Origin of the sequence: Pseudemcibacter sp., assembly GCF_965661635.1 — a bacterium.
In the GTDB taxonomy this organism is placed as follows: Bacteria; Pseudomonadota; Alphaproteobacteria; order Sphingomonadales; family Emcibacteraceae; genus Pseudemcibacter.
Genome location: NZ_CBFIEP010000149.1, coordinates 1 through 12,567 on the forward strand (window position 1 = coordinate 1; position 12,567 = coordinate 12,567).

Annotated in this window: 12 protein-coding genes; 7 read left to right on the forward strand and 5 right to left on the reverse strand. The window is 41.0% G+C overall.

Going from position 1 to position 12,567, the window contains the following annotated elements:
- On the reverse strand, nt 1-1,558 hold a 1,558-nt coding region (locus ACTF6W_RS10085), incomplete at its 3' end, for a cation:proton antiporter domain-containing protein (protein WP_438994416.1).
- Nucleotides 1,559-1,653: 95 nt separating this feature from the next.
- Nucleotides 1,654-2,535: a LysR family transcriptional regulator gene (locus ACTF6W_RS10090; protein ID WP_438994417.1), complete on the reverse strand. Its 882-nt coding sequence runs from the start codon at nt 2,533-2,535 to the stop codon at nt 1,654-1,656.
- A 104-nt stretch (nt 2,536-2,639) separates the two neighbouring features.
- On the opposite strand from ACTF6W_RS10090, the gene ACTF6W_RS10095 reads away from it, so the two are divergent.
- Both ACTF6W_RS10095 and dgcA read left to right on the forward strand, forming a co-directional pair.
- Nucleotides 2,640-3,677: a DUF1611 domain-containing protein gene (locus tag ACTF6W_RS10095; RefSeq protein ID WP_438994418.1), complete on the forward strand. Its 1,038-nt coding sequence runs from the start codon at nt 2,640-2,642 to the stop codon at nt 3,675-3,677.
- Complete coding sequence (dgcA, locus tag ACTF6W_RS10100; RefSeq protein ID WP_438994419.1) at nt 3,674-4,663, forward strand: N-acetyl-D-Glu racemase DgcA; 990 nt, start codon at nt 3,674-3,676, stop codon at nt 4,661-4,663. Before ACTF6W_RS10095 ends, dgcA begins: the two co-directional genes overlap by 4 nt.
- Before the next feature lie 19 nt (nt 4,664-4,682).
- On the opposite strand, the gene ACTF6W_RS10105 is transcribed toward dgcA, so the two are convergent.
- Complete coding sequence (locus ACTF6W_RS10105) at nt 4,683-6,008, reverse strand: hypothetical protein (protein ID WP_438994420.1); 1,326 nt, start codon at nt 6,006-6,008, stop codon at nt 4,683-4,685.
- Between the two features lie 120 nt (nt 6,009-6,128).
- On the opposite strand from ACTF6W_RS10105, the gene ACTF6W_RS10110 reads away from it, so the two are divergent.
- The 5 genes from ACTF6W_RS10110 to ACTF6W_RS10130 all read left to right on the forward strand — a co-directional run bounded on the left by ACTF6W_RS10110 (nt 6,129) and on the right by ACTF6W_RS10130 (nt 10,840).
- On the forward strand, nt 6,129-6,584 hold the full coding sequence (locus ACTF6W_RS10110; RefSeq protein ID WP_438994421.1) for a hypothetical protein: 456 nt from the start codon (nt 6,129-6,131) through the stop codon (nt 6,582-6,584).
- A gap of 145 nt (nt 6,585-6,729) precedes the next feature.
- A complete protein-coding gene (locus ACTF6W_RS10115) occupies nt 6,730-8,163 on the forward strand; it encodes an aldehyde dehydrogenase family protein (RefSeq protein ID WP_438994422.1) in 1,434 nt (477 codons plus the stop codon).
- Between the two features lie 22 nt (nt 8,164-8,185).
- Nucleotides 8,186-8,914 (forward strand): ThuA domain-containing protein, encoded by a 729-nt coding sequence (locus ACTF6W_RS10120; protein WP_438994423.1) that lies wholly within the window; start codon nt 8,186-8,188, stop codon nt 8,912-8,914.
- Nucleotides 8,915-8,943: 29 nt separating this feature from the next.
- Nucleotides 8,944-10,014 carry a hemolysin family protein gene (locus tag ACTF6W_RS10125; RefSeq protein WP_438994424.1) on the forward strand — a complete coding sequence of 357 codons (1,071 nt, stop codon included), beginning with the start codon at nt 8,944-8,946 and terminating at the stop codon, nt 10,012-10,014.
- A gap of 97 nt (nt 10,015-10,111) precedes the next feature.
- The gene (locus ACTF6W_RS10130; protein WP_438994425.1) at nt 10,112-10,840 is read left to right on the forward strand and encodes an SDR family NAD(P)-dependent oxidoreductase; all 729 of its coding nucleotides are present in this window, start codon (nt 10,112-10,114) and stop codon (nt 10,838-10,840) included.
- A 76-nt stretch (nt 10,841-10,916) separates the two neighbouring features.
- Here ACTF6W_RS10130 and ACTF6W_RS10135 read toward each other — a convergent pair whose 3' ends face one another.
- Both ACTF6W_RS10135 and ACTF6W_RS10140 read right to left on the reverse strand, forming a co-directional pair.
- Nucleotides 10,917-11,108, reverse strand: a complete 192-nt coding sequence (locus ACTF6W_RS10135) for a hypothetical protein (RefSeq protein ID WP_438994426.1) — start codon at nt 11,106-11,108, stop codon at nt 10,917-10,919.
- A gap of 137 nt (nt 11,109-11,245) precedes the next feature.
- Nucleotides 11,246-12,469, reverse strand: a complete 1,224-nt coding sequence (locus ACTF6W_RS10140) for a nucleoside permease (protein WP_438994427.1) — start codon at nt 12,467-12,469, stop codon at nt 11,246-11,248.
- Nucleotides 12,470-12,567 lie beyond the last annotated feature (98 nt).

The following is a 12,567-nucleotide window of genomic DNA, read 5'->3' on the forward strand; positions in this document are numbered from 1 at the left end:
CCATAATTTTTAAAGCTTGTTCGGCGAAACCAACGCCGGCCTTCTGATAAAAATTAAATACAATATCAATTCCGGCTGATAAGAGCTTGTCTCTATTGTCATCATATTTAGCAATCCCTGCGAGTTTGCCTGTATAATTAACGAGCCTAAGTTGCTTCGCGGTTTCTATGATATCTTTATGATTGGGGATAGCGAACATAATCATTTCAATCTTTTCGATATTAATTGTTTTCCATAAAAATGGGTCTTCCGCATCTGCTACAATGACATTACGCTTTTCCTGCTTATGTTCTAAGGCACGCGACCTCATAAGCTCTATCCCCCAAACATTCTTATAATTTCGTTCAATAAGCGTTTTATAAGCGCCGGTCCCCACGCGCCCCATACCAACAACGAGAATTGACGCATCTTGAGGAATTTCCAACTGGTCTTCCTCAAGTCTTTCGGGCTTTTCAAACCGTTTAATCAATGATCGCCAATGAGCATAAATTCTGTGAGCGTAGGCATTAATTATGCTTGAGAATATAAATGAGAATGAAACAATCAAAGCCATAATGACCAGCCACTCTTTTGGGAGTAATCCAAATGAAACGCTCGCGGCAGTCACAATAAGACCAAATTCGCTATAATTGAAAAGACTGAGCGCGGCGAGCATGGAGCTGCGTCCTCGTAGTTTTAATTGTGTCATTATCACAAAAAATAACCCGGCCTTAAGAGGCAGTACGAGAGAGACGATCAAGGCGATCCATATCATATCGACGGTGGGTAAAGCCGTAAAACCGATTGAGAGGAAGAAGCCAATTAAAAATAAATCTTTAAAATGAAAGAGCGATTTTGCCAGCTCTTCGGATTTTGGTTGTCCGCTTATGATAATTGCAACGACCAAAGCGCCTAACTGTGCTTTTAATCCAACCAATTCAAAAAGTTCACCGCCCGTATATGCAAGAAAGAAACCCGCAAGTGGTAAAAGGTCCCCATGACCGCAATATTGCAGAAGCTTTACAATCATCGGCCTTAAAAGTGGCAGTAAAAGTAAACCTATAGCCCATATTGACGGTAAGACATCGGTAGTGAAAGTAACAAAAACAACAGCCGCAATATCCTGAATTATAAGAATACCAATTGCGATTTGGCCGTGCCTTGATCTAAGCTCTGCTCTTTCTTCAAGTACTTTAACGGCACAAACTGTACTGCTAAAACTTAATGCGAAAGCGATCAGCAGGGAACCCGTTAATGATAAATCAGAGAAATACATAAGCCCTAACGAGCCAAGCAACAAACTATTCCCCGTTAAAAAAAGAACAATCATTAGCATATGACTGGTTGCTGTTCCCCAAATTTCCTTTTTCAAAAGACTTCTTACATCAAGCTTTAAACCGATGGTAAATAGCAGAAGAGTAATACCAATGTCGGACAGAGTTTCCAAAGTATCATCAGGGGTGACACCTGCTAAATGCAACCCAAACCCGGCAGCCAAATAACCAACGAAGGGGGGCAATTTTATTTGTCTTACGAGGTAACCGCAAACAAAGGCAACTGCGATCCACATGTAATCCATGTCGTTTTCCGATAAAGTATAAAGATTAAACCACTATTGAATCCTAATATTCCAAAATGCCGGCTGCAAGCAAAATCGAACCCCTTATTAATCGATTAGCTCTTAAAATTGTTTTTAATGAATTTTAAAAATTTTTGTGTGGCAGCGGAAAGAACCCTATCTTCTAAATGTAACGCTTTAACGGCATATTTAATGGGCGGATTAAATCCTTTATAGTTAACATTTTCCGGTCTGTTAGATTTAGCGGTAACATCGTCAACTATTGCAACGCCACTTCCGAGTGCAACCATATTGCGCGCAACGAAATAAGTTTGTGTAATAATAGATGATTGATATGAAATTCCCTTTTCCTGCAATCTTAAATCAAGAAGCTCACTTAACGGGCCGCTGTCTTCGATGCTGACATAATCATGATCAATTAAGTCTTCTAACTTAAGGCGGGCCGGCATATGATCAAATTCACCATTTCCATAAATACAGACAAGTTCCCCTTCTCCAATCTTTACTTCGTTTATACCGTCCATTTTGGGAGGGTTGAGGGCAAACCCAAGTTCCTTGTCATAATCAAAAAGTATTTTCATCATGCTTGCGAAATGTTCAGTTTGATAAATAAATTGTGCAGATGAATTTTCACCACGAAATTTTTCAATCAATATCGGCAACACTTCTATACTAAGAGCGGCCACCGACACTATTCTGATCTTGCCTTCTTCAGGGTTTTTAAGGCTGTTTGCGGTATGCTTAAGTCGCGCAATTTTTTTATATATGGCTTCTGTTTCTTTATATAAAATATTGGCTTCACTGGTCGCGATCAATCGGCCCCTGACGCGGCGAAATAGCAAAAAACCCAATTGATCTTCGGCGTGTTTTAATATTTTGCTGGCCGTCGGCTGTGCAATATTCAATGTTGCGGCAGCTTCGCTAATGGAGCCGCATGCATATACAGCATTAAAAATTTCAATTTGTCTTAAATTCATGAAATTATTATATAGCCTTGGCCTATGGATACAATAGCTAATTTCATATGACTTTCATGATCATTAGGCATATAAGTTTTCAATATATTTTATGGAGATAAAACATGCCACAAACAGAAAAAGTAAAACGCGCCAATCAAAAAGAAACGATAAAAACACCGTATCATTTATTTCTTGGTTGCGGTGATAGCGAACTAGCCATCAAAACATCACGTGGTATTGCTGAGTTTAATCCTGACATCTGTATCGGTGAAATTGCCGGTGGAGATAGCCCGCTAACCGTTGGCATGGAAAAGCTTTCCATTAAAGAAGCGGCGGAAAAGGGCGCGAAAACGTTTGTTATTGGCTTAGCCAATGCTGGCGGGTATGTAGAACCGGAATGGGAACCCTATATTATTGAAGCCATCGGAAACGGCATGGATATCGCAAGCGGTCTTCATAGGAAGTTAGAAGAATTTCCAGCCATAAAGGAAGCGGCAGATAAGCACGGTGTCGAGCTTCATAATGTGAGACACGGATATACTGACTTAAAAACAGGTACAGGCGAAAAAAGATCTGGCAAAAGATTACTTGCTGTAGGTACAGATTGTTCTGTCGGGAAAATGTATTCAACAGTTGCCATTACTAATGAAATGAAAAAGCAAGGCTTTGACGTTGAATTTAAAGCAACAGGTCAAACGGGCGTATTGGTCGCCGGAAGCGGTATTTGTATTGATGCCGTGGTTGCTGATTTTATTGCGGGCGGCATAGAAGAACTTTCCCCATCAAATGATGAAAACCACTGGGATATCATTGAAGGTCAAGGATCACTGTATAATCCTGCATTCGCAGGCGTAAGCTTGGGATTACTTCATGGTGCACAGGCAGATATATTAATCATGTGTCACGAAGCTGGTCGTCCACATATCAAGGGACTGCCACATATGCCAATGCCAAGCATGGCGGATTGTATTGAGTTAAATTTAAAGCATGCAAGATTAACCAACCCTAATGCAAAACTAGGCGGAATTGCATTAAACTGCCGCAATTTAAGTGCAGAAGAAGGTGCAATGCAGCGCGCCGCATTAGAAGAAGAATTTGGTGTTCCCTGCTTTGATCCCATGATCACAGGTACAGCCGTTTTTGTGGAGACATTAAAGTGAGAACATTTAAATTCAGCGCAGAGAAATTCGAGCTTCATACACCTTTCGTGATTTCACGAGGCACACGCGTGGATACCACCGTGATCGTCGTCAAAATTGAGGAAGACGGATTTAAAGGATGGGGCGAGAGTTGCCCTACCCCACATTATGGAGAATCCGTGGAAAGCGTGATGGCACAAATCGAAGAGATCGCCACCAAAATGGAAGCGGGCCTTTCCCGTGAGGAATTACAATCTGCATTGCCACCAGGTGCTGCCCGAAATGCCGTTGATTGTGCGTTATGGGATTTAGAAGCCAAGATGAAAGGCAAAACCATAGCCGAATTGATGGGGCATGCCTGGCCGGATAATTTAAAATCCGTTGAAACAATTAGCATTGGTGAGGCAGCTGCCATGGGCGCAAAAGCCAAAAAGCTTGCGAATTTTCCAACCATAAAAGTAAAAATGAATGCGGACGACATTGAAGGACGCATTAAAGCCGTTCATGAAAATGCGCCAAATGCGCGACTTATTGTTGATGCCAACGAAAGCTGGAATGCGGATATTGTGAAACGCGTCGCCGGAACATTAAAAGAAAACGGTGTTGTGATGCTGGAGCAGCCCGTCCCGCCCAAAAATGATGAAGATTTACGCGGCATAAATGCGCCCTTGCCGCTTGGTGGTGATGAAAGTTGCCATGTGGCGGCTGATCTTGAACGACTTCATGGGATATATGACGTTGTTAATATCAAACTTGATAAAACAGGCGGATTAACGGAAGCGAAAAAACTACTCGATCAAGCGAAAGACATGGGGTTTGATATTATGGTTGGCTGTATGGTTGGCACATCGCTTTCGATGGCAGCGGGAATGTTTACCGCGACGGAAGCCAGTTATGTGGATCTTGATGCCCCGACAATGTTAAGCACGGACCGCGATTATGCCCTTACCATTAAAGATGGGCAAATGAGCGCTCTTAATCCAAAATTATATGGTGGAGCGGCTTAACAACCACTTTATCAATCGATTATTTTTTAGTGCGAATTGCTTTAATACGGCCAAATATCAGGGGTAATGTTAATGCAATAACAATGCCCACGGCAATTTCATTCATGGCGATAAAACAGGCCAACACAATCATGATTAATCGATCGATTGTTTGAGTAGCCGTTTTGAAGGCTAGACGGCTACAAGCTATTCCCGTTATTAGCAATGTAAGCATCAGTGAAACAGGCATAAATGGTTTTAAGAATGTGACAATCGGCAGCCATAAAAACCCGATGGGTATAGCATAATAATAAAAGGCAGAAATGCCGCCAATGAAATGGTCTAACTTTTCTTTTCCTTCTTTCCAGCGGTCCGCGACGATGATTTGTGCCCCTGCCCATAAGACCCCCTGTGTCGGGAAGAATGGAACAGTAACAGCCATTAAAAAATTCCTGATGGCAAGTGCATAATGTGAACGGTTCATATTAAATTCAATGATATCATCAGGACGTTCATTTTGATGTTCTTCGACAATTGATTTTCCGGTTAATAAATCACCGAACAACAATAAATAAGTCATCATGACGATGGGAACGGCATTTATATAGTAGCTAAAACTTGGCCATCCAATAACAATGGGGGACGCTTTATTCCATAAACTATTAAAGGGTGGATTTAAAAAACCATTTACAATATTAAAATCAAATTCATCAAATAAATACCCCGTAAACCCCACAACAATCAAGACGGGCAATAATCCAAAAGACGCGACAAAACCAATGATTTTTGACTGCTTCTTCCATTTCTGAAAATGGGGTAGATAAAAAATAATAATGCTTAAAAAAATCGCGCTTATAAATGAAACAGGCATTAATTCAAAGTTCGAAAAATCATCATAAAAAATACGCTTAAAGGCGGCAAGTGCGGCACCAAAAATAATCCCGGCTTTAAGCGCCGTCGGGATACTATCAATCAATTTTTGCCCCAGTCCCGTAACAGCCATAAGAAGGCAAAGGAACGAAAATTCAAGTGACAGAGCTGTCATCATTTTAAATCGTTCTGCGGGGTCCGCCAAATCACCGAGAACCGTAACCAAGACCAGCGGTAATGCAGCCGTGATCCACCCCGCCGCATAGGGTTCGCCAAAAACCATAATGTGTGACGTTACCAATATCATGTGAAGCATGGCCAATGTTACGGCTTCCTCAAACGTGAGGCCAAATGAAGCGGTTAATAAAGGCACCAAAGCAAGTCCCGTCGAAAGAGAGACAACCAGTCCTTGCGCAAGCAATGCCCAATCAATACGCATATTTAGAAAGGGGATATAGGCGCGAAATATTCCCCATTTGAAACCGGATTTCATCATGTTTAATACATAACGAGGAAAGGAAATTTTTAAAAGAAAAGAATAATTTTTCGTTTGTTTCTTATATTATCATTTCATAATATATTATATGTAAAGTAACTATAAAGATTTGAAGGTACTATGTCTTTTGAGATAAACTCAGAAAAAACAAAACAGCATCCCGTCATCATCGATTTTCTAGAAACCGTTGATCAGGTGACAAGAGGTGAAGTCCTTAAATTTGAGCAGGTTCAATCAAAAGAGCTTTTTAAATATTCAAATTCCTTAATGATAGCAGAGTTTGATTTTGAAAAAGATGATTTCAAATTTCGTTTTTGCGGCAGCAATATTACGGAATATTACGCGATGAACATCACCGGAAAATATATTTCTGAAACAACAGATGAAAAGTTTTCGGTACATTTCATTCAAAACTATAAAGACATCATGCGCGAGAAAAAGAATATTTTTTATTATGGGACGCTTCAGCCGCGCGGTAAAGATTATATTGACTGGTATCAGGTCAGCATGCCTCTAGAAAGAAATGGCAAAGTTAACGAAGTGATTTCTTTTGTCTTTGTTGACTTTCAAATTTAAACAACACGTCCATTTCATTTTAAAAATCATTCATTTTTAAAAAAGGCATGGAAATGATCATTAACATTTTCAATTTTCATCCAATCGCGCTTGTACTTATGTCATGCCTGTGAAATAGTATTTATGAAGAAATAAGGACGATTACATGCATAAGCTCAATCAATTTTATATTAATGGTGAATGGCAAGATGCTGGCATTGTTGGACATTTGGAAATTACCAACCCGGCGACTGGTGGCACAATTGGTGAAATCGCCATGGGGAATGCGGATCATATCAACCAAGCTGTCGCCGCCGCAAAAGAGGCATTTAAAACATTTTCAAAAACCACCAAGAAAGAACGGTTAGGGTATTTGGAAAGAATGCTCGAGTTATACAACGAGCGATATGATGATATTGCCGATGCAATTCGTCAAGAAATGGGCGCTCCAAAAGAATTTTCAAAAACGGATCAAGCATTTACCGGTCGTCGCCACATTACAACTGCCATTGAAGCGTTAAAAAATATTCCGTTAAGCGAAGACCGTGAAGGTTATCAATTAAGACATGAACCCATTGGTGTTTGTGGACTTATAACGCCGTGGAATTGGCCGATTAATCAAATCGCCTGTAAGGTGCCCCCCGCCATTGCAGCGGGATGTACGATGGTTTTAAAACCGAGCGAGTTTTCACCATTGTCCGCGAAAATGTTCGCAGAGATCATTCATGATTCTAGTGTGCCAAAAGGCGTTTTTAATATGGTGTTTGGCGATGGCCCAACGGTTGGTGCGACCTTAAGTGAACATCCTGACGTTGATATGATTTCATTCACGGGTTCAACCCGTGCCGGTATTGCCATTGCACAAGCCGCCGCCCCAACCATCAAGCGTGTTTCACAAGAGCTTGGCGGCAAATCACCGGTTATTTTAACGGATGATATTGATCTTGAAAAAGTCGTGCCGAATTGTGTTTGGCTCTGTATGGAAAACACGGGGCAGTCTTGTAATGCGGGTACGAGGCTTTTGGTGCCGGCAAAATTACATGATCAGGTGGTTGATATCGCCGTGAAAGCAACAGCAGGATATAAAACGGGTAACCCACTTGAAGACGACACCGATATCGGACCACTCGCCAATAAAGGACAATTTGAAAAAGTGAAGGCCATATTAGAGGAAGCAGAAAAGCATTACCCAAAACCCGTGATCGGCGGCGCAGGCCCCGTTGAAGGATTAGACGCCGATCATGAAAATGGATTTTTCGTTAAACCAACAATTTACGCAGGGCTTGATAATGATCATATGATTGCGAAACAAGAAGTCTTTGGTCCAGTACTCGCTATCTTACCTTATGAAACACTTGATGAAGCGATAGAGATTGCCAATGACACGCCTTATGGGCTTTCTTCTTATATCTATTCAAATGATGATAAGACTATAAACCGTTTAACATCAGAGCTTAGAACAGGAATGGTGCATGTTAATGGTGCATCGCTTGCGCCAATGGGACCATTTGGTGGGTATAAACAATCCGGCAACGGAAGAGAATGGGGTCAATTCGGTCTAGAAGAATTTTTAGAAATTAAATCAGTCCTTAAAAAATAAATAGCAAAGAATGGGAAAAACTATGAAAATCATCGCATCACTTATCATTTTCTTTACTGCCACATTTGCAGCAGGCGCAAAAGAAATTCGCGTATTGGCCTTTTCGCAAGTCGAGCCCGGCATATATCATCATTTATCAAATTTAGATGGTATTGCGCTCATCGAAGAACTCGGCCTTAAAAGAGGGTGGAAAGTTGATGTGACCCATAATGTGGGTAGTTTTAATGATCAACGTCTTTCAATGTATGATGTTGTCGCCTTTATCAATTCAACGGGTGATATTTTAAATGAAGAACAACAAGCATCATTTGAAAAGTATATCCGAAATGGTGGCGGTTATTTCGGCACCCATTCAGCGGCAGACACCGAGCATGACTGGGAATTTTACGGTAAAATGGTTGGTGGGTATTTCAAAAGCCATCCTGAACGGTCAGACTTGCTCGGATCAACGCATCTAGAAAATAATAATCATCCAGCCCTTGCCCATTTAAAGGAAACCGTCCCCGCCGTTGAAGAATGGTATGATTATACGGCAAATGTTCGCGGCAAGCCCGGGTTCACAGTACTGATGACTGTTGATGAAAACACCTATGAAGGTGGCATATCCGGTGACGATCATCCGATCACGTGGGTCAATGAATTTGAAGGCGGCCGCGCGTTTTACACGGGGCTTGGTCACTTTTTTCAGAAAGATCATCCGTTTCTTTCCGAATTATTGATCGGTGGTGTTGAATGGGCCGCGGGAGAATAGGCAAATTTCTATGAAAGAGAACACCTAATTTGACCTTATTGATCCTCTATTTATTACTGGCGTTGGTCGTATCAAGCTTTTGTTCAGTTGCAGAAGCAGTGCTTTTATCCGTGCGTCCTTCTTATGTTGCTGCGTTAAAAAATAAAGGCAGCAAATCAGCCATAACGTTAGAAAAACTGACGAACAACTTAGACAGGCCCTTGGCCGCGATTTTAACGGCAAATACTATCGCGCATACTGTTGGTGCCGCGGGTGTTGGGGCACAATCATCGCTAATATTTGGCAGCAAATATATCGGCTTAACATCGGCCATTTTAACAATTCTTATTCTTGTGCTCTCTGAAATTATCCCAAAAACATTAGGCGCAAATTACTGGAAACAATTGGCGCCGGTTTTTGCGGTTCTGATTGATTATCTCACTAAAGTATTATCGCCGTTTGTCTGGATGTCTGAGAAATTAACGCGGGTTATTTCACAGTCCGGCAATAATGAAAACACCTTTAGCCGTTCAGAAATTAAAGCAATGGCAGAAATCGGCACCAAAGAAGGGTTGCTGCAGCCAAAAGAGCTTAAAATTGTCAACAATCTGATGGGCATCAGCAAATTATCGGTCAGGATGATTATGACCCCTCGCCCCGTGATATTTGCACAGTCATCAGAAATGACTGTTCAAGAATTTTTCTTAGAACACGATAAAAAACCCTTTTCCCGAATTCCGCTTTATGACGGATCAAGAGATAATATGAATGGGTATGTTTTAAAAACGGATCTTTTAATTGCACAGGCAAAAGACCAATTTAACAAGCCGCTTTCAGAATTCAGGCGTGATGTTTTAATGGTTTTGGATACGCGCACCACTTCGGATGTTTTTGATTTATTGATGCATGAAAAAAGCCATATGGCCTTGGTGGTTGATGAATTTGGTACGGTGCAGGGATTAATCACCCAAGAAGATATCGTTGAAACGCTTATTGGGCTTGAGATCACAGACGAAACAGACTGGGTTGAAGATATGCAGGCACTGGCGCAGCAACGCTGGAAAGATCGCATTAAGTCAATGGGCATCGACCCAAATGCCCTTAATGATGACGATGAATAATGTAAATCGCAAAAATTTAAAAAGAATTCGGCAATCTGATTATGCTTAAATGACGTAAAAGGGTGGTAAACAAACAAAAGCCGGAGCAAGCGAAATTATGGATCAGTCAATCAAGAACATCGCAATTATTGGTTGCTCAGGCGCAATTGGTGGGGCTTTTCTAAAAAATCTATCGTCAACTTATCCGAATGCATGCATTAATGCTTTTTCACGCTCTAAACCATTAGATCCTCTCGCAAATATTAACTATCATTCAATTGATTATATGGACGAAACAAGCATTGAAAAGGCGGCTGGGGTCGCGACGAAAACAGCCAAACTTGATTTGATAATTGTCAGTACCGGAATATTACATGAAGAAGGGATGATGCCGGAAAAATCATTAAAAGAGCTTTCCGTCCAAAATTTTCAGCGATTATTTGAGGTGAATACCATTGTTCCCGCCATGATCGCGAAACACTTTATTCCAAAATTAAATAGAAATAATCGTTCCATTTTCGGGGCTTTGTCGGCGCGCGTTGGTAGTATATCTGATAATCAATTGGGCGGGTGGTATTCATACCGAGCGTCAAAATCCGCGCTCAATATGATTATCAAAAATGCGGCGATTGAAACCAATCGAAATAATAAAAAGGCGATAATCGTCGGCCTTCATCCGGGGACCGTCGAAAGTGACTTATCAGAACCTTTTAAAAAGAATGTACCGGCAGGAAAATTATTCACACCCGATTATTCAGCCGAAAGGCTCCTGAGTGTGTTATCCACTTTGTCCGTAGATCATAGCGGGAAATGCTTCGCATGGGACGGAAAAGAAATTTATCCTTAAGTCAGTTAAAAAAGAAAAAGCCACCACAGAAATTTATCCGAGGTGGCTTTATACAATTAGTAATTAGCTAGAAAAATTATTGGTTTTCTAGTGCTTCTAATTCTTCAGCGCGTTTCATTGCTTCTTCGCGTGCTTCATCTGTTGCTTCTTCAGTCGCTGCTTGCATTTCTGAAGCTGCTTCTGACATTGAATTTTCTTCTTTGTTGTCGCCGCATGCAGAAAGAAGGGCGATAAATGATGTAAGAAGTAATAGTTTAAGAGTATTCATAATATCCTCGTTTTTTTTAAATGCTTTATTTAGCAATACTAGTTTCGTTCAAAAAGAGTATCCCATTAAAGTGACACGGGTACGGTATCTATTATATTTTTTTACAAAATGGAAGTAGTATTACTAAAAAAATGGCCTTAATCAGCCATTTTTTTTTTCGATTCTAATTTCACATTCTTAAATGTGGCCATGAATAAAAGTGCAATAGCAAAAGCAAATACGGCCGGTATCATCCAAATCGTCGTCCAGTCACGCACGCCATCCGCTGTGAATGCATCAACAACGCGACCCGATGTTGCCGTACCAATCGCTAGCCCCACACCATATGTTAAAATGGCAATGAAGCTTTGTGCGCTTGAACGAATTTCAGGACCCGCTTTATGATCAACATAAATGTGACCTGTGACAAAAAAGAAATCGTAACAAACGCCATGCAAAACAATACCAAGGTAAACAAGTGCCGCTAAGCTTTCCATATCACCCGTCGCAAAGAGACCGTAGCGCACGACCCAAGCAAACATCCCAACAAGCAGCATCCATTTAACGCCAAGCTTACGGAAGAAGAAAGGCATAATCACAAGGAAAACGGCTTCTGACATTTGTCCCATCGTCATTTTGGCGGCTACGCCTTCCATACCGATTTCATTTAAATAAAGGTTGGCAAAGGAATAATAAAAAGCAAGGGGTATTGATATCAATAAAGAAGAGATTGCAAAAATTGCAAAAGACCTGTCCTTCATTAAAGCGAAACTTTCAAAACCGAATACATCACCTACGGTTACTTTTTTCCCTTTGGATTTTGGTGGTGTATTTGGAAGGGTAAAACTATATAACCCGAGAAGTACAGAGCCTATTGCCGCCAATTTCATGGGTATTGATGTGGCTTCAACATTTTCAACTTGGGTGCCAAGCACGAATGTGATGATTAAACCTGCAACGATCCAACCAATAGTGCCCCATACCCGAATGCGAGGGAATTGGGCATCAGGTTCATCAAGTTGATAAAAGGAAATAGAATTAGCCAGTGCCATTGTCGGCATATAGCAAGCATTATAAATTAATAGACCGAGTATTATATTATCAGTCCCCTGAATATCTGAAACATTATAAAGGACCGCAGCACCAACAAGGTGAAGAACAGCCATCACCTTTTCAGCAGGAAAGAAACGATCCGCAATAAGACCAACGAAGAGAGGCGCAATAATTGCACCGATGTTATTGGTTAAATACGCCGTGCCGATTTCAGTTCCGCTAAAGCCGATTTCATTTAGGTAGCTTCCCAACGTAACAAACCAAGCGCCCCAGATAAAAATCTGCAAGAACATCATAATACTGAGCTGGCTGTATATTTTTCTATTCATTTATTCCTCCCTCGCTGTATAGTTAGCGATAAGAAGATAGCCGATAACATCATTATTGACTAGCAGAAATGTAATCGATTACAGAAAGTGTAGGAGAT